Below are 22,304 nucleotides of genomic sequence, written 5' to 3'. Positions count from 1 at the left end.
GTCAGCGCCCAACTGATGAGAGCGAAGCTGCCCTGGAGCGCCGTGGGGATGTCCTCGGGGAGTTCTCCCAGATCTCCCTGAGATACCCGTCCCAGTACAGGCCGTGCTCCACCAAGTTGTACAGCTTCACCGGCTCACCTGGGCCGAGCAGCAGCACGAAGTCATTGAGTGCGCCGGCCCCGAAGTCGTCGATCAACTCCTTGTAGTCGCCGGGCACGTCGAACCCGAGCGCGGACCTGACCGCGTTCCAGTCGGGTCGGATCGAGGGTCCCGCACTCATGCCGGTCATCTGCGCGAGCCGCTGAATGACCATGGTCAAACTCTAAGAGACGAACCTGAACTACCAGTAGTAATCTGTCGGGGCCAGCTGTCGCCTTGCGGGCCTAGCGCTCCGAAAGGACCCCCCATGAGCCGGACCACCCTGACCGCCACGCTCGTCAATGCCATGCTCAGGCCCTCCTCGGGCGGCCGGAAGCGTCCTCTTGAGACCTGGGAAAAGGCCGTCGCCCAAGTCGAGGCGTCGACCGGATGGTCGGTCGCGGGCGAGGAACAGTTCATCGCCGATCTCGGCTTCCACCTGAAATGCCTGGCCGACGAGAAGCGTCTGACGCCGTTCGGTTGGCAGTCGGGCCTGATGGATGCCAAGTCGCGCTTGGAGAACCGGCTGCGGATCCGGCAGAGGATTCAGGAGCACCCGGAGATCGCGGACGAGAAGGTCGTCGCCCCGGTGTTCGTGGTGGGCCTGCCGCGCACGGCGACCACGTTGGCACACAAGATCCTCGCCGCCTCGGACGACCACCGCGGGCCGCTGCTGTGGGAGATGCTGCGGACCGATGTGCCAGTCGACCCGGCCGAGTCCGAGAAGACGATCAAGATGATCGAGTCCGGGGCGCGGATGATGGTCAGGTTCGCGCCGTCATGGGAGGTCATCCACCCCATCCGGGCCCGCCAGCCCGAAGAGTCGATGTTCATCCTGCCGCAAGGCACCTACCACCTCGCGCTGCGCGCGGCGCTCCCGGAGTACAAGCAGTGGCTCGGCGAGCGGGACTACACCGCCGACTACGTGTACCTGAAGCGGGCGCTGCAGGTGCTGCAGTACGGCCGCGAACCGAAGCGCTGGACGCTGAAGTACCCGGCGCACCTGAACGACCTCGACGTGATCCGCAAGGTCTTCCCGGACGCGAAGTTCGTTTGGACGCACCGTGATCCGACCACCGTGATGGGTTCGGTGTGCTCGCTGATGGAGACCTCGTGGTCGCTGTACCAGCGCCGTCCGGACCTGGAGCAGATCGGGCAGGTGGCGCTGTCGATGCTGGTCGAATCGATCGAGCGGGGTCGGCGGTCGCGGATCACGCTGCCGTCCGAGTCCATCGTGGACGTGCCGTATCACCGGCTCAACTCGGACCCGGTGAACGAGGTTCCGAAGCTCTACCGGGCGATCGACGCGAAGTGGACCGAAAAGGACGCGGACAACCTCGAGAACGTCCTGGCCCGTCCGCAGCGCGACCGCCGCCACGAGTACTCGCTGTCGCGGTACGGCCTCACCATCCAGGGCGTGGAGGACGCGTTCGGCGACTACACGCGCCTGTGCGGCACCCTCAACTCCCGCTGAGGAAGTCGGCACCGCCGAGGGCAGACGGATCGCTGAACCCGCCCGCCCCGGTCGTCACCTCCGCTTAGAGGCCGTGGTCGTTCTTGAAGTTCTCGACGCCTTCCTGGGTCTGGCCCTGGGCGTTCTCGATCCCGTCCTGGGCCTGGCCCTGGACGTTCTCGACGCCCTCCTGCGCCTGGCCTTGGAGGTCCTCGGTTGCGCCGGTGACCTGCTCGCCGACCTGGTCGACCGGCAGATCCGCCGCCCCGCCGATGTACTCCTCGGCCTTGCCCTTGACGTCTTCTACGGCCCCTGAGAACCGGTCCTTCAATTCATTCAACTTGTCCGCCAAGCTCATGGCGTTCCCCCTTCTCGCGTCCGTCTGTCCAACTATAGGGGTTTGGACCGAAAAACGAAATTCCCCGACACGGAACGTCAGGACCCGCTTCCGAATGGAAGCGGGCCCTGACGTGTGCCGCGTTGCGGGAGTGGGGTTTAGCCCATCACCTGCTGCCCGCCGAAGGTGACGACGAGCGAGCCGTCCTCGGCGAAGCTCCAGTCGAGCGCACCGGCGTAGTCGGCGCAGCGGGAGCCGTTCGAGCCCTCCCAGAACTGGTTCGAGCCGTCGTCGGTGCCGACGATCCGGTCCTCGTCGCCGCTGTCGCACGAGGTGTTGCCGCTGAACTGGTGCGAGCCCTCGTCGAAGTTGAAGTTCCGCTCGGCGTTGCCGATGCTCACGTTGTCGGACACCGTGATCGAGCCGGGGTTCGAGTTGTAGGTGAACCCGTGCTTCCCGTTGTCGTAGGCGATGCTGCCGGTCACGACATGGTCGACGCCGATGTCCTCGCCGCCGAGCTTGTAGCCGTTGCGGTCGCCCGCGCCGGCCTGCGAGCCGTCCGAGAGCGTGCCGTTCTCGTAGGCGAGGGAGTTCTCGATGGTCACCGAGCCGATGGGGCCGGTGTCGCCCTTGGAGTAGAGGTCGTAGCCGTCGTCGATGTTGTTGTGCGACACCGTGTAGCGGAACACGTTGCCGGGGCCGACGGTGAGCTTCGGGGCGAACCCGTCGGCGTCCTCGCCGTCGGAGTCCACATTGTCGTGGGACTCGACGCTGACGATGAGGTTGTCGGCGGGCCATTCCGCTTCAGGGGCCCCAGCTGTGTACCGGGAGAGCTGGAGACCCGAGTCGGCGTTGTGGCGCGTGACCACGCGCTCGACGACGTTGTTGCTGCCGCCGACCAGGATGCCGTTGTCACCGGCGTGCTCGACGGTGATGCCCTGGATGTGCCACCAGTCGCCGCCGACGGCGAGGCCGCGGTTCTCCGAGTTCTCCTCCTGCGCCGAGAAGTTCAGGACCGGCGCTTCGCCCTCGTAGGCGAACAGTTCGGTGCGGTCGGCTTCGGTGCCGTCGTTGCCGGGCTCGATGGCAACCGTTTCCGCAAGGTCGTAGGTGCCGCCGCGCAAGAAGATCGTGCCGCCCGGCTCGACCATGCCGATGGCGGCGGCGACGGTGGTCGGGTCCTCCTCGGTCCCGGCCGCGCCGTCGGTGCCGTCCGGCGCGGCGAAGATCGCGCCCTCCTGCTCCGGGTCGACGACCGGGTACGCGTTCGCGGTGGTCATCGCGACCATTGTGGTCGCCGCGGCGACGAGGCCGCTCACGCCGACCGCGACTGCGGTCTTGGTTCGTCTCGTGGACATGTCGTATCGCTCCTTCAAGGGCGTGTTGTTCGGTTGCGTCGATGCGGCCGCGCCGGATGGCGCGGGACGCGTTCGTCGTCGCTTCACTACCCTGTGTTGAAATGCGAGTAAAAAGGGATTTGTCCACCGAGCCTAGGCAAGGGGTTGCCACATGTCAATATCTCAATGCAAACGATTACCCGAGGGCTCCTTCAAGACCGGTGCCGCAAAATTCTTTCCGCTGAGCCGTCTGGTTCCCGCTTCGCCGTCCGTCAGACCAAGTGCAAGGGCAGTTCCGACCGAAGCAAGAAGGAGACCAGCGATGTCAACGAACAAGACGGACGCGTCAGCCACCACGGTCCTCATCACCGGCGCCAACAAGGGCCTCGGCCTCGAAGCGGCCCGCCGCCTGGGCGAGATGGGCTGGACGGTGTTCCTCGGCTCGCGGGACGTCGGCCGCGGCCAGGCCGCCGTCGACAAGCTCACGGCCGGCGGCGCGAACGTGATCCTGGTGCCGCTCGACGTGACCTCGGACGAGTCCGTGGCCGGAGCGCTCGGGCTAGTGCAGGAACACACCGACCGGCTCGACGTACTCATCAACAACGCCGGAGCGCCGGGGCACATGGTCGCGCCCGCGGAGGCCACGGCCGAGGAGATCCACGGCGTGTACGACACCAATGTGTACGGCCCCGTCAGGGTCACGCACGCGTTCCTGCCCCTGCTGCGGGCATCCGAGAACCCGCGGGTGGTCATGGTGTCGAGCGGCGGCGGGTCGTTCTCGGTCGTCACCGACCCGGCGCAGCAGATGTCGAAGATGCACGAACTCGCTTACACCTCTTCGAAAGCGGCCCTGAACATGATCACCGTCCGCTACGCCCAGGCGATCCCGGAGGTCAAATTCAACCTCCTCACCCCCGGTGAGGTCGTCAATAAGAAGTTCACCGCCACCGACATGAACGGGCACCGGGGCCAGCTCACGGTCACCGAGGGCACCGACCCGTTCATCGAGCTCGCGACCCTCGACGCGGACGGTCCGAGCGGGATCTTCATCGACCGCCTCGGGCCGGTCGCCTGGTAGCCCCGATGCGCCCGGTCGCTCCATTCCGGATCGACCGGGCGGTCGCTCAGTCGCCGTCGAGGTCGGTGCGCTGGCGGACGACGCGGAGTTCGTCGCCGTCCCAGGCCATCTCGTAGAGCTTGCCGCGCGCCCCGGTGAAGGGGCGGTGCAGGACGAGCATGAGCTCGCCTTCGAAGGTGGTGAAGAGCATCCCGTGCCCCGAGTCGCCGCGAACCAGCGGTTCCCTTTGGTCCCAAGGGCCTTCAAGGCGTCCGGAAGGAGACACGGCCCAGGTCTGGACGTAGTCGCCGTCCACGCCGCCCGGGGTGAGGCGGTTCTTCTCGTAGGTCGACCACAGGCAGATCAGCGCGCCGCCGGGAGCGCGGACCAGCTGCGGCCCGTCCGTGACGTACGGCGGGATCTGGTGCGGCACGCCGGCCGGGATCTCGCGCGTGATCCAAGGGGCGTCGGAGCCCTTGAACAGCATGACCGCGTCGCCTGCCACGGCGTCCAGCTTGTCGGACAAGGGGAACGCCTCTATGGTGCCGTCGATGCGCTGCAGCCATTCGTTCGCGTAGACCATCCACGGACGGCCGCCGTCATCGGTGAACAGCGTCCCGTCGAGGGTCATCAGTTCGGCCGGGAGGATCGGCGCCTCCGGCTTGACCATGCGGAACGGTCCGGTGAGCGAGTCGGCGACCGCCACGATCGTGGAGCGGCGGTAGTTCGGGACCGGGAACGGCGTGCCGTACTCCCCCGGTTCTGGAACGGGCAGTGGGGCAGCGGTGTTGTGGAGCGTGGTGAAGAGGTACCAGCGGCCGTTCCAGCGATGGACCTCCGGGGCCCAGGCGCCGTGCACCGCCCACGGCGCTTCCTCCTCTGCCACAAGGAAGACCGGGACGGGCTCGGCCCATTCCAGGAGGTTCGGGGACCGGTAGCACATGGTGCCGACCCCGGCTGCGGACACCGGCCCCGTGGCCTCGGCCGTGAACCCCTGGTTGGCGGTGTACAGGTGGTACAGGCCGGACTCGGTGTCGGCGACGACGTAAGGGTCGTGCAGCGGCATCTCGGGCAGGCGCAGCGGGAAGGCGGACGGCATCGGCTCGCTCATGCAGCAAACGCTATCAGGGCGGTCGATAACCGTTCGACACGACGGCCCCGCGGGTCGTAAGGTGCGGCCATCAGTAGGTGAACCAATCTGTGGAGGTGCATTTCATGAAGGTCCAGTTGCACGCGGTCGGCCACGGCCGGCCGCTCTTCGAATCCGTCACGACCTCATCGAAAGCAAAGGACCACACGAGTGGATCTCCCACAATCGTTCGTCATCTCCGAGAGCAACGACCGCATCCACAACCCGCTCGATAGCCGCAAGCTGGCCGACCTCGGGGAAGCGCTGCGCCTCGCACCCGGATCCACGATGCTCGACCTCGCGAGCGGATCGGGCGAGATGCTCTGCACCTGGGCGCGCGACCACGACGTCAGCGGCACGGGTGTCGACATCAGCACCGCGTTCCTCGCCAAGGCCGAGGCCCGGGCCGAGGAGCTCGGCGTCGCCGAGCGGACCGAATTCGTCCACGGGGATGCCTCCGGTTACATCGCGAGCGAACCCGTCGACGTCGCCGCGTGCATCGGCGCGACCTGGATCGGCGGCGGCACCGCCGGCACGGTCGAACTGCTCGAGCGCAGCCTGCGCCCGGGCGGGCTGATGCTCATCGGCGAGTGCTACTGGCGGCTCGACCCGCCCGACGAAGCCACCGTCAAGGGCTGCTACATCGAGAGCAAGGACTCGCTGTTCTCGCTCCCGGGCCTGATCGACCACTTCGACTCGCTCGGCTACGACGTGGTCGAGATGATGCTGGCCGACCAGGACAGCTGGGACCGCTACGCGGCCCCGCACTGGCTCAACATCCGCCGCTGGCTCGACGCGAACCCGGGCCACGAGCTCGAGGACGAGATGCGGAACAAACTGCAGGTGGATCGCGCCAATCACGTTCGCTACCAACGCGATCACCTCGGCTGGGGCGTCTTCGCCCTGCTGAAGCGCTAACTGCAAGACGCGGGCCCGGCACTGCGGTGCCGGGCTCGCTTGCACTGCAAGGGATAGGGTCGATTCGAGCGCCGCACCCAGCGACAGAAGGGCACTGATGCCTACCATCGACCTCTCCCTAGGCACCGTCTCCTATGAGGACACCGGTTCCGGCCCGGTTGTCCTGCTCCTCCACGGGCTCGTGCAGAACGCCACCGTGTGGCGCGACGTCGCCGCCGACCTGGCCACCGATCACCGCGTCATCACCCCGACGCTCCCCTACGGCAGCCACACGATCCCGCTGCGGCCCGACGCCGACCTCACGCCCCACAGCACCGCGCTCCTCATCGGCGAGTTCGCCGACGCCCTCGACCTGCCCCGGGACACCGTCTTCGTCGAGAACGACGCCGGACGCCTCCAGCAGCTCGCCGCCGAACGGCCCGAGCGCGTGGGCCGCATGGTGATCGCCGGCTGTGAGGCCTTCGACAACTACCCGCCCAAGGGCGGAGGCACCATGATGGCCGCCGCCGCGAAGATCCCCGGCGGCATCCACCTGCTGGCCCTGGCGCTCACCCCGCGGCCGCTGCGCCGCATCCCGGGCACCGGCTTCGCGGTCATGACCGCCAAAGGCGTCCCGCACGACCTCACCGACGACTGGCTCGCTCCACTGCGGACCGACAAGGCCGTGCGGGCCGATCTCGTCAAGTACCTCACGGCCACGCGCCGGTCCGAGATGCTCGAGGCGGCGGAGAAACTGTCCGAGTTCAGCGGCCCGACCCTCGTCGTCTGGGGCAGGCAGGACCAGATGATGCCGCCCGAGCACGGGCGCCGCCTGGCCGAACTCATCCCCGGGGCCGAACTCCTGGAACTCGACGACTGCGGCACCCTCATCCCGGTCGACCAGCCGAAGGCGTTCGCCGAAGCCTTGCGCGCCTTCGCGTCGCGATAGCTCCCGCCGCCGCTGCCCGCGAACGGTGGTCGTGGCGGCCCGACTCAGCGCTTCGGGGCGTCCGGTGTCAGGAGGCGCTTGGCGAGCCTGGCGAGGATCATGGCGATCAGGAGGACGATCGGCAGGCTGAGGAGTCCGAAGAGGATCACCAGCGGGAGGTAGCCGGCCCAGTCGCTCGCGCCGGGCGCCCAGGCCTTGGGCTCGCCGTAGCCGATGAACATGGAGGACCGGCCGTCCATCAAGTGCGCTTCGGTCTGCCGGCCCTCTTCGCAACTGCCAGGGACCTCGATGCGGACTTCGGCCCGGGCGGGGCCGTCGTCGGGGACGAACGTGCCTCTGCAGACCTGGCCGCCTCTGGCGTCGACCGCGCTCTCGACGGTCGCGGTGCCCGGGGTCCCGGCCTGGCCGTGTGCGGCGCGGTAGCCGTCGATCATCGCCACCGCATTGGCGTACAAAGCGATCGGGAAGAGCGCGAGTACACCGCCGACGAGCAGCAGGAGCACCGCGGTCACCGCGGGATGGGGCTTGACGGCCTTGCCTCGAGCGGCTGGGGCCATGTTCGACTCCAAGGTTCGGTTCGGCTTGGACCGCTACAGGATGGCCCGGTCCCGCCACTACGCACACCAGCAAGGGGAGCCGCCTGGGGCGGCTCCCCTTGTCATGGCAGTGCTAGTCGAGACCGGCCTCCTTGAGCCAATCGGTGGCGATCGTGGCCGCCGGCAGCTCTTCGTTCACGCTGCGGGAGTTCATCGCGATGAGGTCCTCCGGGGTCATCGCGGCGCTCACCGCGTTGATGACCGCGGCGGCTTCGTCGTCCACATTGTCGCTCGCGAGCGGCACCACGTGAGAGGCCAGGAACAGGCCCTTCGTGTCCTGCAGCGAGACCAGGTCGTTCGCCGCGATCGACGGGTCCGCGGTGTAGATGATGGCGAGCTGGATGTCGCCGTCGTTGAGCGCGCCCACGGTGAGCGGGCCGCCGCCGTCCTCGATCGGCGTGAAGCCGACCTCGACGCCGTACGTGTCGAGCAGGCCCTGCGGGCCGTTCGGACGGGTCTCGGCTTCCGAGTTGGCGCCCATGGTCATCGGCACGGTCACGTTCGCGAGGTCGTCGACCGTGGTCAGGCTCCACTCGTCGGCGAACGCCCGCGTGACGGTGTACGAGTCCTGGTCGGTCGCGGCCGACTGGTCGAGCACGCGCAGACCCTCGGGCGTGGACTCCTGCAGCGCCGCGTAGACGTCGTCGCTCAGCCGCGCCTCGGTGTCGGGCACCCAGTACTGCAGCAGCGGGCCCGTGTACTCGGGGAACAGGTCGATCGAGCCGCCCTCGATCTCGGGCAGGTAGGCCTCGCGCTGGCCGATGCGGAACTGGCGGTCCACGGTGTACCCGGCGTCCTCAAGGGACTGGGCGTAGATCTCGCTGATGATCTCACTGGAGTAGTAGTCCTGCGAGCCGATCACGATGGTCTCGCCGTCCGATTCACCGCTGTCGAGCGGGTCGCTGGAGGTGCAGGCGGTGGCGGCCATGGCGCCGGCGAGGGCGAGGGCGCTCAAGGCCTTGGTGCGGCGGTTCATACGGGTTCCTTCTCTCGGGTGGTTTCGAATCGCGGTGCCGGGATCGGCTCCCGGCCGGGTGCGGCGATTCGGTTGGCGGCCATGCGTTGCGCGGCCGCGAGGGCGAGTTCGAGCAGGAGGGCCAGGGCGGCGACGAGGAGTGCCCCGGCGAGCATTTCGGCGTAGTCGCGGGATTTGAGGCCGGAGAACAGGTAGCGGCCGAGGCCGAAGTCGGCGGTGTAGGCCGCGAGCGTGGCGGTGGCGACGACCTGGAGGGTGGCCGCGCGCAGGCCGCCGATGATGACCGGTGAGGCGAGCGGGAGTTCGACCTGGAAGACCACTTGGCGCGGGCTCATCCCGATGGCGCGGGCCGCGCCGGTGACGGCGGTGTCGACGTTCTGGACGCCCGCGTAAGCGCCCGCGAGGACGGACGGGATGGCCAGGACGATGAGGGCGAGCAGGGGTGCGTTGAGGCCGATGCCAAGGGCGAGACCGAGAAGCGTGAGAAGTCCGAGCGTGGGGATCGCGCGGGCGGCCCCGGCGACGGCGCCGACGATGCCGGCGCCCTTGCGGGTGTGTCCGATGAGGACTCCGACGGGCAGGGCGAGGACGGCGCTGACGCCGACGGCGGCGGCCGTGATGGCGAGGTGCTGGAGGACGCGCGTGGGCACACCGCTGGGGCCGGTCCACTGTGCGGGGTCGGTGAGCCAGGCGAGGGCGCCGAGGAAGAGGTTCATGTCGTCTCCTCTTGCGGGAGCAGGCGTTCGCGCTGCGTGGTGGTCCACGGCGTGAGGACGCGCCCGGTGATGACGAGGATCGCGTCGAACAGCAGGGCGAGCAGCATGGTCGCGATGACGCCGGTGGCGACTTCGGCGGGGATGCCGCGCTGGAAACCGTCGGTGAGCAGCGTGCCGAGGCTCGGCACGCCGATGAGCGCGCCGATGGTGACGAGGCTGACCGTGCTCACGGCGACCACGCGCACCCCGGAGAGGAGAACGGGGACGGCGAGCGGGAGGTCGACGCGCCAGAACACGCTGCGGGGCGAGTGGCCAACGGCGACAGCGGCTTCGCGCACGCGCGGGTCGACCGAGGCGAAGGCGTCTGCGGCGGTGCGCACGAGCAGGGCGACGCCGTAGACGCTGAGGGCGGTGACCATGGTGGCGGGCGAGCGCAGCGGGATGCCGAGGATCGCCGGGATGATGATGAGCAACGGCAGCGCGGGGATCGCGTACATGAGGCTGGCCGCGCCGAGGAGGGCGCCGCCGAGGCGGGGGCGGCGCTGGGCGAGGCGTCCGATGGGGACCGCGATGAGCACGCTCAGGAGGATCGCGGGGGCGCTGAGCAGCAGGTGGTCGCGGGAGAGCTCCACGACCTGCTGCCAGTTCAGGGACAGCCAGTTCAAGGCGCGAGCACCCCCACGGGCCGGCCGGCGCCGTCGACGGCGATGGTGCGTCCGTCCACTGTGGTGACGTGGAGTTCGCGTTCGGCGCGGTCGGCGCCCACGAAGTCGCGCACGAAGTCGTCGGCCGGAGCGCCGAGGATCTCGGCCGGGGTACCGCGCTGGGCGATCTGACCACCTTCGCGCAGGACCACGACCTCGTCGCCGAGCAGGAAGGCCTCGTCGACGTCGTGGGTGACGAACACGATGGTCTTGTGCAGCTCGGACTGGAGCCGGAGGAGCTCGTCCTGCAGTTCGCGGCGCATGATCGGGTCGACGGCGCCGAAGGGCTCGTCCATGAGCAGGATGTTCGGGTCGGCGGCGAGGGCGCGGGCGACGCCCACGCGCTGCTGCTGCCCGCCGGAGAGCTGCCCGGGGTAGCGGCGCGCGGTCTGGGGGTCGAGACCGACGCGTTCGAGCAGTTCCATTGCGGCGCTTCGCGCCTGCTTCTTGTCGACGCCGTTGAGGATGGGCACGGTGGCGATGTTGTCGAGGACGGTGCGGTGCGGAAGGAGGCCGCCGTGCTGGAGGACGTAGCCGATGGAGCGGCGCAGGGCGACGGGGTCCCTCTCACGCACGTCCTCGTCGTCGATGAGGACGCGGCCGGAGGTGGGTTCGACCATGCGGTTCACCATGCGCAGGAGCGTGGACTTGCCCGAGCCGGAGGAGCCCACGAGCACGACGGTGCGGTGGGAGGGCACGACGAGCGAGAAGTCTGCGACGGCCACGGATTGGCCCGGATAGAAGGTCTTCGACACCGATTCGAACTCGATCACAGCGGCTTCCCTGCAGGACGTGGGCAAAGCGGTCACGATCAGTCTATACAACGAATCGAGGTATAGGATAGTACCTGTGATCGAACTGATGATCCTGGGATTTCTGGCGGAGGGACCGCTGCACGGCTACGAGCTGCGTCGCAAGATGTCTCAGCTGCACGGATACGCCCGGACCTTCAGCGACGGCACGGTCTACCCGGCGATCAACCGGCTCGTCGCCTCCGGAGCGCTCGTCAGGGAGATGGGGCGCGGGCAGGCCGCGGCGCAGAAGGGGACGTTGCGGCTCACCGATTTCGGTCTGCAGCGGCTGCGGCAGCACCTGCGGGACGCGGACGGGTACGACATCACGGACACGGGCCGGTACTTCGTGGTGCTGGCGTTCCTGTCGCACCTGCCCGACGAGGCCGAGCGCCGCGCGGTGCTGCGCCGCCGCCTCGACTTCCTCGACCAGCCCGCGAGCTTCTTCTACGACGGCGGGCATCCGCTGCGCGCCAAAGAGATCGAGGACCCGTACCGGCGCGGGATGCTCGTGATCGCCAAGGCGACCAGCAAGGCCGAACGAGCTTGGCTGCGCCAACAACTCGACATCACGACCGAAAGGCACCGTCCATGACCATGCGAGCCGTCGTCCTCGACGCCCCCGGACCGGTCTCCAATCTGCAGATCCGCGAGCTGCCGGTCCCCGAACCGGTCGAGGGATGGGTGCGGATCAAGGTGAAGGCGTTCGGGCTCAACAGGTCTGAGCTGCACACGCGGCTCGGCCTGGCCGAGGGCGTCACGTTCCCGCGGGTGCTCGGCATCGAGGCCACGGGCATTGTGGACGCCGACCCGAGCGGCACGTTCGCCCCCGGCCAGCAGGTCGTGACGATGATGGGCGGCATGGGCCGGACCTTCGACGGCGGGTACGCCGAGTACACCTGCGTGCCGCTGGGGCAGATCGTGCCGTTCAAGTCCGAACTGGACTGGTCGGTGCTCGGCGCGATCCCGGAGATGCTGCAGACCGCGAACGGCTCGCTCACCGTGGGCCTCGACGCGCGGCCGGGCCAGAGCCTCCTCATCCGCGGCGGCACCTCCTCGGTCGGGACGGCGACCGCGATCCTCGCCAAGCGCATCGGCATGACCGTGCTCGCCACGACCCGCAACGCCGCCAAAGCGGGCGCGCTCGAAAAGGCCGGCGTCGACCACGTGCTCATCGACGACGGGGACGTGGCCGCGCAGGTGCGGCGGATCCTCCCCGACGGGGTCGACGCGGCCCTGGAGCTCGTGGGCACACCGACTCTGCCGGACACGCTGCGCGCCACCAGGATCCACGGCACCGTCTGCTTCACCGGGATGCTCTCCAACAAGTGGACCGTCAAGGACTTCTATCCGATCGCCTACCTGCCCACCGGGGTCCGGCTCACCGCCTACTCCGGCGACGCGAGCGACCTCGCACCCGAGGTCCTGCAGTCCTATCTGGATGATGTGGCGGCCGGTCGGGCCGCCGTGCCGCTCGACCGCGTCTTCGACCTCGACCGCATCCGCGATGCCCATGCCCTCATGGAGTTCAACGGCGCCAAGGGGAAGCTCGTCGTCGTGATCTAACGGTCCTAGGACCAGCGACGTACCCGCGACCACGCCGTGAGTCCGATGCCGATCGCCCCGCGCGAATCTACCGTTGGCCCAGCCGCCACAGGAGCCGTGCCACGGCCCCGGCGAACCGAGAAGGACCAGCGATGACCATTCTGATCACCGGCGCCACCGGCAACGTCGGACGCCACCTCGTGCAGCTGCTCAACGCCGCGAATCGCCCCGTACGAGCCCTCACCCGCGACCCGGACAATGCGCATCTGCCTGCGGGCGTGGACGTGCGCGCCGGGGACTTCACCGATTTCACGAGCCTCGAAGCCGCCCTCGAAGGCGTCACCGCACTGCACCTCATGACCTCGTTCGGTCCGGCGAACGCCACCGTCCCGAACAGCCGCGACCTGGTCGCCGCCGCCGTCAAAGCCGGGGTGCGGCGCGTGACGCTGCTGTGGAACGGCTTCGAAGGCCCGGTCGAGGCGGCCGTCGAAGACTCCGAACTCGAGTACACGCACCTGCGGCCCGGCGAGTTCATGTCGAACGCGCTCAGCTGGGCCGAGATGATCCGCACCGAAGGCGTGGTCCGCGAGGCCTACGGCGAGATCGGGCACTCCCCCGTCGACGTGCGCGACATCGCCGCCGTCGCCGCACTCGCCCTCACCGAGGACGGCCACGCCGGCCAGGCCTACACCCTCACCGGCCCCGAAGTGCTCACCGCGCCCCAGCAGGTCGAACTGATCGCCGGCGCCCTTGGGAAGGACGTGCGCTACGAGGCCGAAGACCGCGAAGGCGCGCGGATCCGGATGCGCGCCATGGGCATCGAGGAGGACGCCATCGAGTACGTGCTCGACTGGCGGGCGAACCCGCCCGAGTTCGCGCAGAAGGTCTTCAGCACTGTGGAGGACGTCACCGGCCGTCCGGCGCGAACCTTCGCCGTTTGGGCCCGCGACCACGCCGACTCCTTCCGGTGACGCGAAGGCCCCGGGCGACCTTGTCCGGGGCCGACTCGCAGGTCACTAGGTGTTCTCGGATTACCCCACTCTGCAGCTGGGCACCCGTTTCGCGCGGTATCGTCCACCGGTCGGACCGGACCGCCGATGCCCGATCCTCCGGAAGGAGCAGCCGTCGTGACCTCTCAATTCGACGCGAGTACGCCGGATGTCACCCCGGAACCGGAGTCGATGTCCGCGCCCGCGAACGGCCCTGTCACCCCGCGCGGCGCCCTGCGACTCGCACTCGTCGTGGGCGCACTCGGCGTCGTCTTCGGCGACATCGGCACCAGCCCGATCTACGCCCTGCAGACCCTCTTCAATCCCGCCGACCCGCACCCGGTGCCGATCAACGACAACAACGTCTTCGGGCTGATCTCGCTCATCTTCTGGTCGATGATGATCGTGGTGACGATCTTCTACGTCATGCTCGCCATGCGCGCCGACAACGACGGCGAAGGCGGCATCATGGCCCTCATCACCCTCATCCGCCGCCACGTCACGCGACGCGGCCGCCGCACCTCGCTCGTCCTCGCCGCCCTCGGCATCTTCGGCGCGGCGCTCTTCCTCGGCGACAGCATGATCACCCCTGCGATCTCCGTGCTCTCCGCCGTCGAGGGCCTCAAGGTGATCGACCCGACCTTCGAAGTCTGGATCATCCCCATCACCGCCGTGATCATCGTGCTGCTCTTCGGGTTCCAGAAGAAGGGCACCGGTGCGGTCGGTCGCCTGTTCGGCCCGATCATCATCCTGTGGTTCCTCGCCCTCGCCCTGCTCGGCCTCGGCGGCATCGCCCGCAACCCCGACATCCTCAGAGCGCTCAGCCCCACCTACGCCGTCGGCTTCCTCTTCGACCACTTCCATATCGCGTTCTTCGCCCTCGCCGCCGTCGTGCTCACCTTCACCGGCGCCGAAGCCCTCTACGCCGACATGGGGCACTTCGGGCGCAGGAACATCACCGTCGGCTGGGTCTTCCTGGTCTTCCCCGCGCTCCTGCTCAACTACATGGGCCAGGGGGCGATGATCCTCGACAGCCCCGCGAACGTCGACGGCTCGTTCTTCCTTCTGGCGCCCGAATGGGGCCGCGTGCCACTCCTCCTCCTCGCCACCGTCGCCACCGTGATCGCCTCCCAGGCCGTGATCACCGGCGCGTACTCAGTGGCCTCCCAGGCCTCCAAACTCGGTTACCTTCCGCGCCTGCGCATCTCCCACACCTCCGAGCACGAGATCGGGCAGATCTACGTGCCCTGGATCAACTGGCTGCTCATGGTCTCGGTGCTCACGCTGGTATTCGCCTTCCGCAGCTCCGCGGCGCTCGCGTACGCGTACGGCATGGCCGTCCTCGGCACCATCGGCATCGCGATTCTGCTGTTCTTCTACATCGCGCGCACCCAGTGGCACGCGCCGAAGTGGCTGGTCCTCACCGGCGGCGGCCTCATGCTCGCGTTCGACCTGCTGTTCCTCGCCGCCAACACCACCAAGCTCGCACACGGCGCATGGCTGCCGCTCGTCATCGGCGTCACCGGGTTCACCGTCCTGGTCACCTGGCAGCGCGGCCGCGAGATCGTCACCGCCCAGCGCGACCGGCTCGAAGGGCCCCTGCGCGAGTTCATCGCCCGGCTCCACGCCGGGGAACCGAAGGTCGCGCAGGTTCCCGGCACCGCCGTCTTCCTCAACCGGGGCGCCGAGACCGCCCCGCTCGCGATGCGCGCCAACATGGAACGCAACCACGTGCGGCACGCCCAGATCGTGATCCTCTCCGTCGAGACCGAACCGGTCCCGCGTGTCGCCGAGGCCGACCGCGTCCTCGTCGACGACCTCGGCCTCGCTCACGACGGCATCATCCACGTCACCGCCCGCTTCGGCTACATGGAACCCCAGGACGTGCCCGCCGCCCTGCGGCAGGTCAAGTCGCGCCAATCCGAGGGCCGCAAGCTCAAACTCAAGGACGCCACCTACTTCCTCTCGACCATCCAACTGCGCTACGGTCCCGAGCCGACCATGGCGAACTGGCGCAAACGCCTGTTCATCGCCACCTCCTACATCACCGCCGATGCCGCCGACCACTTCAAACTGCCGCGCGAACGCACCGTGACCATGGGCGCCCACATCGAGGTCTGAGACGCGAAGCGGCCCGCGGGGATGATCCCCGCGGGCCGTCGTCGTGCTCGCTTACGCCTGAGCGGCCTGGAGGCCCTCGGTGATCGAGTGCGCGATCGGGGTCGTCGGACGCCCGATGAGCTTCGACAGGTCGCCGGTCTGCACGGCCAGGAGGCCGCGCGAGATCGCGTCTTCGACGCCGACGAGGATCGCCGCGAACGGGTCCGGCACGCCCGCGCCGACCAGGATCTCGCGGTGCTGCTCGCCAGGGACGCGGCTGACCCCGACTTCCTTGCCGAGCTGGCGCGAGACCTCCGCCGCGTACTCCTCGTACGTCCAGGCCTGGTCGCCGCTGAGCTCGTATTCCTTGTTCTCGTGGCCCTCGGTGGTGAGCACCGCGACCGCCGCCGCCGCGAAATCGGCGCGGGTGGCGCTCGCGATCTTCGCGCCCTCGGCGGCACTGGTCAGGACGCCGCCGTTCGCGATGACCTGGCCCAGGTTCGCGGTGTAGTTCTCGTGGTACCAGCCGTTGCGCAGCAGCACGTACGGGACGCCCGAGTCGATCAGGTACCGCTCGGTGATCTGGTGCTCGCGGGCGAGCTCGAAGTCGGCGGCCGGGCCGCCGAGGACGCTGGTGTATCCCAGGAGCGCGACGTTCGCGTTCTTGGCCGCGTCGATGACCGCCTTGTGCTGCGGGACGCGCTGGCCGACTTCGCTGCCGGAGATGAGCAGGACCTTCTCGCCTTCGCGGAAGGCGTCGACGAGGGTGGCCGGGTCGCTGTAGTCGGCGACGCGGACCTCGATGCCGAGCTCGCCGAAGCGCTTGGCCTTGGCGGCGTCGCGCACGACGACGGCGATCTCTTCCACGGGGACCTGGTTGATCAGGCCTTCGACGACGAACGTGCCGAGTTGTCCAGTTGCACCGGTGACGACGATCATTTTCTGCTCCTTCAACTGTCGAGTGGGTCTACCATTGCACTTACCAAACGAAAGTACAATCATTTCGAAAGCACTGTTATCGAGGTAACATCACGTCATGAGCACCCAGCCCACCGAACTCTTCCCCGGCTTCGAGGTGCAGGCCGAGGGGTGCGAGTCGCGCACCATCCTCGACCACATCACCGGCCGCTGGGGCACGCTCATCCTGCTGGCGCTGCATGAAGGACCGATGCGCTTCAGTGAGATCAGGCGGACCGTGCAGGGCGTCAACGACAAGGCCCTCGCGCAGAGCCTCAAGCACTTCGAACGCGACGGCATCGTCGACCGCCTCGCCCCGGCGGACGGCTACCCGTCCCGCGTCGAATACCGCCTCACCGAGGTGGGCGCCGGCCTGGAACTGCGGCTGCGCGAACTCGTGGTGCACCTCTACGACGAGATGCCCCGGGTGCTCGACTCGCACGCCGAGTACGACTCCCGCCGCGCGTCCTGATTCTTCACTCAACCTGTTCGAAATCGCAGGTGGCGAGCCACTAGAGACCTAGACTCGGGCCATGGCTGCGCAGGTCCCGAGATTGGGCGAGCTGCGGCCGGGCACGGCCATTCCGCGGTGGGTCCGGCTGCTGCCGCTCGTAGCCCTGGGCATCGCCACCGCCACCCAGGTCCTCTCGCGCGACCCCCTCCACGCCGGCATCGCGATGGCGGTCGTCCCGCTGCTCGCCGCGTTCGTGCTCGGCCCTGCCTGGACCGCGATCATCTCGGCCGTCGCACTGACCCTCATCGCCGCGCCGTTGCCGATCACCGAGGGCTTCGACTTCCCCGACATCATGGTCGTGTCGATCATCTTCGCTACGGCCGTGAGCATCTCGTGGATCCGCCAGCGCTTCGAGGCGGGCCTGGTGACGGTGTTCAGCGTTTCAGAGGCGGCGCAGCGGGCGGTGCTGCCGGAGCTGCCCGAGCGGGTGGGCGACCTGGCGTGCGCGGGGCTGTACCACTCGGCGCAGCGGGGGGCGCGGATCGGCGGGGACTTCTTCGACGTGCGGCCTAGCCCGTTCGGGGTGCGGCTGATCCTCGGCGACGTGCAGGGGCATGGGCTCGACGCGGTGGGGACCGCTTCGATGCTGCTGTCGGTCTTCCATGAAGCGATCCTCGACGAGGCGGAACTGGGCGCGATCGCCTGGCGGCTGGAGCGGCGGATCCTGGAGGACGCGGCGCACGGGTACGTGCCGGAGCTGTTCGCCTCGGTGCTGCTGGCGGAGTTCGCGGAGGAGTCGGAGGAGCTGCGGCTGCTGTCCTGCGGGCATCCGTCGCCGCTGCTGCTGCGGGGCGAGCAGGTGGAGGAGATCGACCTCAAGCCCGCGCCGGTTCTGGGGCTGCGGTTGGCGGCGCCGGTGAAGCCGGTCGGGATGGCCTCGGTGGCGTTCGGGGCCGAGGACACGCTGCTGGCGTTCTCGGACGGCCTGGTCGAGGCTCGCGACGCGGACGGGAACTACTATCCGCTGGCCGAGCACCTGGACGGGCTGGTGGTGCCGAGTTCGCTGCGCAGGCTCATCGAGTTCGTGTGGGACGACGCGGACCGGTTCGCGGCGCGGATGGACGACGACGTGAGCATCCTGGCGATCAGCCGGCTGTCGAGGACGGCTCGGCGGCAGGCGGCGAGGGCGGAGCGGGTGGAGCAGCGCGAGGAAACGTGAGCGGAGGGTCCCGGCAAATCGGACATCGTTGGCCCCCCGGTCTAAACCCTGACCTATGGGTACGACAGTTTTCGGCTCGGTTCGAATGTGAGCGGAGGGTCTGCATAAATCGGACATTGGTGGGCCCCCGGTACTAACCCTGCACTCTAGGTACGACATTTTCAGTCCTGCGGGAGCGATTCCAGGTCAGGGTTTTTCAATCCGTTAGACAAAGGGTGTTCACAAGCGTTGTTTTTTGTGCAATATTCAAGTCACTCGATTGCAACCCCCCTGAAGGAGACAACGATGTCATCTCCCCGACCGAGGCGTAGGCGCCCGCTGGCCGCGGCCGGTGCTGTCGGCCTCGCCGCCGCGCTCACCGCAGCCGCGCTGCCCCTTTGGAACGCGAACACCGCCGGCGCGCAGGAGACCGCGGCGACCGCCGTCAGCGTCACCCTCGACCCGTCGTACCAGGGTCCCGAATTCGAAGGCTGGGGCACGAGCCTCGTCTGGTTCGCCAACGCCACCGGCGGCTACCCCGACGAGATCCGCGATGAACTGGTGGACCTGGTCTTCGGCGAGGAGGGCCTGAACCTCAACATCGCCAGGTACAACATCGGCGGCGGCAACGCCCCGAACATCGACAACGAGTACCTCCGCGGCGGCGCCTCGGCCGTGCCCGGCTACTGGGCCGCCCCGGAGGGCACCACCCAGGAGGACAAGGACTGGTGGGACCCCGAGAACCCCGAGCACTGGAACTGGGACGCCGACGCGAACCAGCGCTGGTGGATCGACCAGATCAAGGACGACGTCACCCACTGGGAGGCGTTCTCCAACTCCCCGCCCTACTTCCAGACCGTCTCCGGTTACGTCTCGGGCGGCTTCGACGCCAACGCCGACCAGATCCGCACCGACTCGGTCGACGAGTTCGCGACCTACCTGACCGAGGTCATGGAGCACGTCGAGGCCGAGCACGGCATCGAGTTCGACACCGTCGACCCGCTCAACGAGCCCAACACCAACTACTGGCGCACCCAGCTCGGCGCCGACGGCGTGCAGCCGACCGGCGGCGGCCAGGAGGGCGCGCACGCCGGGCCCGAGCTCCAGCAGCTGGTCATCAACGCGCTCGCCGACCAGCTCTCGGAGTCCGAACTGGACACCGTGGTCTCGGCGATGGACGAGACCAACCCGGGCAAGTTCACGAGCAACTGGAACGCCTACACCGAGGAGTCCCGGGCGAACGTCGAGCAGATGAACGTCCACACCTACGGCACGGGTCAGCGCACCAGCGCCCGCGACCTGGCCAAGGGCAGCGACAAGCCGCTGTGGATGAGCGAGGTCGGCGGCGCCTGGACCAACGGCCAGGACTACACCTCGATGGAGAACGGCCTGGGCATCGCCACCCGCATCACCGACGACCTGCGCGAGCTCGAGCCGTCGGCGTGGGTGCTGTGGCAGCCGATCGAGGACAAGAACCTGGGCCACAGCTGGGGCGAGATCCAGCTGCCCTTCGACTGCACCGCGGACGACACCCTCGAGACCTGCGAGATCCAGACGAACACCAAGTTCGACACGATCCGCAACTTCACGCACTACATCGAGCCCGGCGACCACATGATCGGCACCGACAACGGCTCCACCGTGGCGGCGATCAAGGACTCCGAGGACGCCGCGAGCGTCGTGTACACCAACAACTCCGAGAACGCGGTCGCCGTGACCCTCGACCTGTCGAAGTTCGGCTCGGTCGACTCCGGCACCACCGTGACCCCGGTGGTCACCAGCGCCGACGGCGCGCTCGTCGAGGGCGAGCCGGTGGTCGTCGACGGCTCCACCGCGACGCTGACCGTGCCGGGCAAGTCGGTGACGACCTTCCTGGTCGACGGCGTCTCGGGTGTCGCCGAGGACGCGGCGATGGTGCTCGACGGCCACGTCTACCGTTTCGACGGCGTGCAGAGCGGCAAGTCGATCGCCCCGTCGGCGGACGGCACCGGCATCGTGCTCGAGACCGACGACGCCTCCAGCGTCGAGCAGCTGTGGGAGATCCAGCAGCTGACCGACGGCTACTCGAACCGTGAGAAGTACCAGATCGTGAACGCCGCCACCGGGACCCGTTTGGCGGTCGCCGACGGCCTGGCGGTCCTCGAAGGGGCCGAAGGGGATCCGTCCGAGGCGGCCCAGTGGTACCTGTCGACCACCGGCGACGGCACGTACGTGCCCGTCAACGTCGGCACCGGCGTGGTCCTGGACGTGTGGGGCGAGGCGACGGCGGACGGTTCGCCGGTCCAGACCTACACCCCGACGTCGGCGAGCAACCAGCGTTGGACCGTTGTCGACGAGACCGTGCTGGGTACGGCCGATGTCACGACCTACACCGTGCCGCGCTTCGTGCCCGAGCTGCCGGACACCGTGCCCGGCGTCTACCGCGACGGCGCGCGCGGGGCGCTCCCGGTCGTCTGGGATCTGCCGCCTGACTCCACTTGGAACAAGGTGGGTACGGAGACCGTGCGGGGCAAGGCGACCGACCCGCTCGGAAACACGTTCCGCACCAAGGTGACCGTCAGCATCGACAACTTCTCCGAGACCGCGACGGCCTCGGCGAAGACCTACCCGGGCTTCACGCCGGACCTGCCGGACACGGTGATCGCCGTGGGCGAGCGCGGCACTGAGGCTTCGGTGCCGGTGACGTGGGAGGAGGCGCCCGAGGGCGCGTTCGACGACTACGGCACCGTCACGTTGGCGGGCACGGCGGTCCTGATCGACGGCACCGAACTGCCGGCGTCGATCGACGTCGAGGTGACCGACCCGATCGAGGTCAATGTCGCGCTCGGGGACGGCGTGACCACGTCGGCGACGTTCACCGAGCCGGGCTATTCGACTGAGGCCCTGCGCAACGGGAACCTGACCGACAAGGGCTGGTCGAACTGGAAGTCGGGCGCGTTCAACACCGAGGACACGATCACCGTGACACTCCCCGAGGTCCGGGACGTGACCCGCGTGGTGTCGCACTTCTGGAGCGACGGCGGCCGCAACAGCTACGCCGACACGCTGCAGGTGCAGTACCTGGACGCGGACGGCAACTGGCAGAACGCCGGTGACGTCGTCGACGTCCCGACGGGTGAGGCCCCGATCATCGACGTCGAGGTGAACGCCGCGACCTCCGCGGTCCGGGTCGCCATGACGGCCGGGACCGGGGACACTGCCGGGTGGATCATCCTCAGCGAGATCGAGGTCTTCGCGAAGGCCCCTGCCGCTTAGGAGGCTGCCGCTCTGCCCTGTACGTCTCGGAGGGCAGAGCGGAGGAAGTCAAGGGCCCTCACCGCTGTTCGGCGGTGAGGGCCCTTCGTCGTGTCAGGCGGCGTCCGCGCGCAGGCCGTTGATGTGGAAGGCCAGGAAGCGCCGCCAATCCCCCGATTCCTGGATCACCTGGGAGATGGCCGCGCCGAGCATGGCGAGGTCCATGGGCTGGAAGTCCTCGCGGAGGCCGCCGCTCGCTTTCGCGCGGGCGATGAGTTGCAGGACGTCGTCGACGTTGCGGGTGCACATTGCGGCGATCTCGTCGCTGGCGGGACGGCGTCGCGCGATCGCGTCGTTGAGGCCGCGGTCCTGGGCCTGCAGGCCGAACACGCCTTCGAGGTACGCGACGAAGCCTTCCCACGGGTCTTCGATCTCGAGCGCGGAGGCGACGATCCTGTCGAGAGCGCCGAGGCGCGCAGGAATGATCGCGTTGTACAGCGCTTCGCGGGTCGGGAAGTGGTTGTAGAGCGTCCCGATGCTCACGCCCGCACTGCGGGCGATCTCGTCGAGCGGCACCTCCAGGCCGCGCTCGGCGAACAGCGCGGCGGCGGTGGCCAGGAGCCGGTCCCGGTTGCGCAGTGCGTCGGAACGGCGGGATCTGGTCTCGGGCATACCCCCATCATACGAAGTCGAGGGTTCCCTCAAGTTGTGGTACGGTCGCAACTAACTTGAGGGAACCCTCAAATT

Annotated in this window: 21 protein-coding genes and 1 pseudogene; 11 read left to right on the top strand and 11 right to left on the bottom strand. The window is 68.5% G+C overall.

Translation table 11 applies throughout. The features are described 5' to 3' along the window. Position 1: 1 nt before the first annotated feature. Positions 2-313, bottom strand: coding sequence for a hypothetical protein (locus tag ACFO8M_RS03715; RefSeq protein ID WP_387970643.1), 312 nt, complete (start codon positions 311-313; stop codon positions 2-4). 93 nt (positions 314-406) lie between these two features. Here ACFO8M_RS03715 and ACFO8M_RS03710 point away from each other — a divergent pair, with 93 nt between their 5' ends. Then, on the top strand, positions 407-1,612 hold the full coding sequence (locus ACFO8M_RS03710; protein WP_387970640.1) for a sulfotransferase family protein: 1,206 nt from the start codon (positions 407-409) through the stop codon (positions 1,610-1,612). Positions 1,613-1,676: 64 nt separating this feature from the next. Here ACFO8M_RS03710 and ACFO8M_RS03705 read toward each other — a convergent pair whose 3' ends face one another. Both ACFO8M_RS03705 and ACFO8M_RS03700 read right to left on the bottom strand, forming a co-directional pair. Then, positions 1,677-1,949: a hypothetical protein gene (locus tag ACFO8M_RS03705; RefSeq protein ID WP_387970637.1), complete on the bottom strand. Its 273-nt coding sequence runs from the start codon at positions 1,947-1,949 to the stop codon at positions 1,677-1,679. Between the two features lie 137 nt (positions 1,950-2,086). Next, positions 2,087-3,154 (bottom strand): annotated as a pseudogene (locus ACFO8M_RS03700) (silent information regulator protein Sir2); the annotation flags it as partial. Positions 3,155-3,587: 433 nt separating this feature from the next. Here ACFO8M_RS03700 and ACFO8M_RS03695 point away from each other — a divergent pair. Beyond that, positions 3,588-4,343, top strand: coding sequence for an SDR family NAD(P)-dependent oxidoreductase (locus tag ACFO8M_RS03695; protein WP_387970634.1), 756 nt, complete (start codon positions 3,588-3,590; stop codon positions 4,341-4,343). A 46-nt stretch (positions 4,344-4,389) separates the two neighbouring features. Here ACFO8M_RS03695 and ACFO8M_RS03690 read toward each other — a convergent pair whose 3' ends face one another. After that, positions 4,390-5,433 (bottom strand): glycoside hydrolase family 43 protein, encoded by a 1,044-nt coding sequence (locus ACFO8M_RS03690; RefSeq protein ID WP_387970632.1) that lies wholly within the window; start codon positions 5,431-5,433, stop codon positions 4,390-4,392. Between the two features lie 189 nt (positions 5,434-5,622). On the opposite strand from ACFO8M_RS03690, the gene ACFO8M_RS03685 reads away from it, so the two are divergent. Beyond that, positions 5,623-6,369: an SAM-dependent methyltransferase gene (locus tag ACFO8M_RS03685; RefSeq protein WP_387970629.1), complete on the top strand. Its 747-nt coding sequence runs from the start codon at positions 5,623-5,625 to the stop codon at positions 6,367-6,369. Positions 6,370-6,466: 97 nt separating this feature from the next. Then, complete coding sequence (locus ACFO8M_RS03680) at positions 6,467-7,297, top strand: alpha/beta fold hydrolase (RefSeq protein WP_387970626.1); 831 nt, start codon at positions 6,467-6,469, stop codon at positions 7,295-7,297. Positions 7,298-7,341: 44 nt separating this feature from the next. Here ACFO8M_RS03680 and ACFO8M_RS03675 read toward each other — a convergent pair whose 3' ends face one another. The 5 genes from ACFO8M_RS03675 to ACFO8M_RS03655 form a co-directional block, all read right to left on the bottom strand. Further along, the gene (locus ACFO8M_RS03675; RefSeq protein ID WP_387970623.1) at positions 7,342-7,854 is read right to left on the bottom strand and encodes a hypothetical protein; all 513 of its coding nucleotides are present in this window, start codon (positions 7,852-7,854) and stop codon (positions 7,342-7,344) included. Between the two features lie 112 nt (positions 7,855-7,966). Continuing rightward, positions 7,967-8,869: an ABC transporter substrate-binding protein gene (locus ACFO8M_RS03670; protein WP_387970620.1), complete on the bottom strand. Its 903-nt coding sequence runs from the start codon at positions 8,867-8,869 to the stop codon at positions 7,967-7,969. Beyond that, positions 8,866-9,585 carry an ABC transporter permease gene (locus ACFO8M_RS03665; protein WP_387970617.1) on the bottom strand — a complete coding sequence of 240 codons (720 nt, stop codon included), beginning with the start codon at positions 9,583-9,585 and terminating at the stop codon, positions 8,866-8,868. Before ACFO8M_RS03665 ends, ACFO8M_RS03670 begins: the two co-directional genes overlap by 4 nt. Next, positions 9,582-10,250, bottom strand: a complete 669-nt coding sequence (locus tag ACFO8M_RS03660; RefSeq protein ID WP_387970614.1) for an ABC transporter permease — start codon at positions 10,248-10,250, stop codon at positions 9,582-9,584. Before ACFO8M_RS03660 ends, ACFO8M_RS03665 begins: the two co-directional genes overlap by 4 nt. Continuing rightward, positions 10,247-11,062 (bottom strand): ABC transporter ATP-binding protein, encoded by an 816-nt coding sequence (locus ACFO8M_RS03655; RefSeq protein ID WP_387971194.1) that lies wholly within the window; start codon positions 11,060-11,062, stop codon positions 10,247-10,249. The genes ACFO8M_RS03660 and ACFO8M_RS03655 overlap by 4 nt, the downstream gene beginning before the upstream one ends. A gap of 76 nt (positions 11,063-11,138) precedes the next feature. On the opposite strand from ACFO8M_RS03655, the gene ACFO8M_RS03650 reads away from it, so the two are divergent. The 4 genes from ACFO8M_RS03650 (at position 11,139) to ACFO8M_RS03635 (ending at position 15,735) form a co-directional block, all read left to right on the top strand. Next, positions 11,139-11,675, top strand: coding sequence for a PadR family transcriptional regulator (locus ACFO8M_RS03650; protein WP_387970611.1), 537 nt, complete (start codon positions 11,139-11,141; stop codon positions 11,673-11,675). 2 nt (positions 11,676-11,677) lie between these two features. Next, on the top strand, positions 11,678-12,646 hold the full coding sequence (locus tag ACFO8M_RS03645) for a zinc-binding alcohol dehydrogenase family protein (protein ID WP_387971191.1): 969 nt from the start codon (positions 11,678-11,680) through the stop codon (positions 12,644-12,646). 131 nt (positions 12,647-12,777) lie between these two features. After that, positions 12,778-13,596, top strand: a complete 819-nt coding sequence (locus ACFO8M_RS03640; protein ID WP_387970608.1) for an NmrA family NAD(P)-binding protein — start codon at positions 12,778-12,780, stop codon at positions 13,594-13,596. Between the two features lie 210 nt (positions 13,597-13,806). Next, positions 13,807-15,735 carry a potassium transporter Kup gene (locus tag ACFO8M_RS03635; protein ID WP_387971188.1) on the top strand — a complete coding sequence of 643 codons (1,929 nt, stop codon included), beginning with the start codon at positions 13,807-13,809 and terminating at the stop codon, positions 15,733-15,735. Positions 15,736-15,786: 51 nt separating this feature from the next. Here the strand turns inward: ACFO8M_RS03635 and ACFO8M_RS03630 are convergent, their stop codons facing one another. Further along, positions 15,787-16,653, bottom strand: a complete 867-nt coding sequence (locus ACFO8M_RS03630; RefSeq protein WP_387970606.1) for an SDR family oxidoreductase — start codon at positions 16,651-16,653, stop codon at positions 15,787-15,789. Between the two features lie 97 nt (positions 16,654-16,750). Here ACFO8M_RS03630 and ACFO8M_RS03625 point away from each other — a divergent pair, with 97 nt between their 5' ends. From ACFO8M_RS03625 to ACFO8M_RS03615, 3 genes are all read left to right on the top strand, one after another. Then, positions 16,751-17,143: a winged helix-turn-helix transcriptional regulator gene (locus tag ACFO8M_RS03625; RefSeq protein ID WP_387970603.1), complete on the top strand. Its 393-nt coding sequence runs from the start codon at positions 16,751-16,753 to the stop codon at positions 17,141-17,143. A gap of 61 nt (positions 17,144-17,204) precedes the next feature. Beyond that, a complete protein-coding gene (locus ACFO8M_RS03620) occupies positions 17,205-18,344 on the top strand; it encodes a PP2C family protein-serine/threonine phosphatase (protein WP_387970600.1) in 1,140 nt (379 codons plus the stop codon). Positions 18,345-18,629: 285 nt separating this feature from the next. Then, positions 18,630-21,578: a glycoside hydrolase gene (locus ACFO8M_RS03615; RefSeq protein WP_387970597.1), complete on the top strand. Its 2,949-nt coding sequence runs from the start codon at positions 18,630-18,632 to the stop codon at positions 21,576-21,578. 93 nt (positions 21,579-21,671) lie between these two features. On the opposite strand, the gene ACFO8M_RS03610 is transcribed toward ACFO8M_RS03615, so the two are convergent. Beyond that, the gene (locus ACFO8M_RS03610; protein WP_387970594.1) at positions 21,672-22,229 is read right to left on the bottom strand and encodes a TetR/AcrR family transcriptional regulator; all 558 of its coding nucleotides are present in this window, start codon (positions 22,227-22,229) and stop codon (positions 21,672-21,674) included. Positions 22,230-22,304: the final 75 nt, after the last annotated feature.

The organism is Glycomyces rhizosphaerae (genome assembly GCF_042647865.1).
Classification (GTDB): domain Bacteria; phylum Actinomycetota; class Actinomycetes; order Mycobacteriales; family Micromonosporaceae; genus Glycomyces; species Glycomyces rhizosphaerae.
The sequence above is the reverse complement of the archived record's forward strand: the minus strand, read 5'-3'. Positions and strand labels throughout refer to the sequence as shown.

Excerpts from the sequence above, each read along its gene's own strand:
- ACFO8M_RS03715 (WP_387970643.1), bottom strand. The coding sequence starts at position 313 with ATGGTCATTCAGCGGCTCGCGCAGATGACCGGCATGAGTGCGGGACCC.
- ACFO8M_RS03710 (WP_387970640.1), top strand. The coding sequence starts at position 407 with ATGAGCCGGACCACCCTGACCGCCACGCTCGTCAATGCCATGCTCAGG.
- ACFO8M_RS03705 (WP_387970637.1), bottom strand. The coding sequence starts at position 1,949 with ATGAGCTTGGCGGACAAGTTGAATGAATTGAAGGACCGGTTCTCAGGG.
- ACFO8M_RS03695 (WP_387970634.1), top strand. The coding sequence starts at position 3,588 with ATGTCAACGAACAAGACGGACGCGTCAGCCACCACGGTCCTCATCACC.
- ACFO8M_RS03690 (WP_387970632.1), bottom strand. The coding sequence starts at position 5,433 with ATGAGCGAGCCGATGCCGTCCGCCTTCCCGCTGCGCCTGCCCGAGATG.
- ACFO8M_RS03680 (WP_387970626.1), top strand. The coding sequence starts at position 6,467 with ATGCCTACCATCGACCTCTCCCTAGGCACCGTCTCCTATGAGGACACC.
- ACFO8M_RS03675 (WP_387970623.1), bottom strand. The coding sequence starts at position 7,854 with ATGGCCCCAGCCGCTCGAGGCAAGGCCGTCAAGCCCCATCCCGCGGTG.
- ACFO8M_RS03670 (WP_387970620.1), bottom strand. The coding sequence starts at position 8,869 with ATGAACCGCCGCACCAAGGCCTTGAGCGCCCTCGCCCTCGCCGGCGCC.
- ACFO8M_RS03665 (WP_387970617.1), bottom strand. The coding sequence starts at position 9,585 with ATGAACCTCTTCCTCGGCGCCCTCGCCTGGCTCACCGACCCCGCACAG.
- ACFO8M_RS03645 (WP_387971191.1), top strand. The coding sequence starts at position 11,678 with ATGCGAGCCGTCGTCCTCGACGCCCCCGGACCGGTCTCCAATCTGCAG.
- ACFO8M_RS03640 (WP_387970608.1), top strand. The coding sequence starts at position 12,778 with ATGACCATTCTGATCACCGGCGCCACCGGCAACGTCGGACGCCACCTC.
- ACFO8M_RS03635 (WP_387971188.1), top strand. The coding sequence starts at position 13,807 with ATGTCCGCGCCCGCGAACGGCCCTGTCACCCCGCGCGGCGCCCTGCGA.
- ACFO8M_RS03630 (WP_387970606.1), bottom strand. The coding sequence starts at position 16,653 with ATGATCGTCGTCACCGGTGCAACTGGACAACTCGGCACGTTCGTCGTC.
- ACFO8M_RS03625 (WP_387970603.1), top strand. The coding sequence starts at position 16,751 with ATGAGCACCCAGCCCACCGAACTCTTCCCCGGCTTCGAGGTGCAGGCC.
- ACFO8M_RS03620 (WP_387970600.1), top strand. The coding sequence starts at position 17,205 with ATGGCTGCGCAGGTCCCGAGATTGGGCGAGCTGCGGCCGGGCACGGCC.
- ACFO8M_RS03615 (WP_387970597.1), top strand. The coding sequence starts at position 18,630 with ATGTCATCTCCCCGACCGAGGCGTAGGCGCCCGCTGGCCGCGGCCGGT.
- ACFO8M_RS03610 (WP_387970594.1), bottom strand. The coding sequence starts at position 22,229 with ATGCCCGAGACCAGATCCCGCCGTTCCGACGCACTGCGCAACCGGGAC.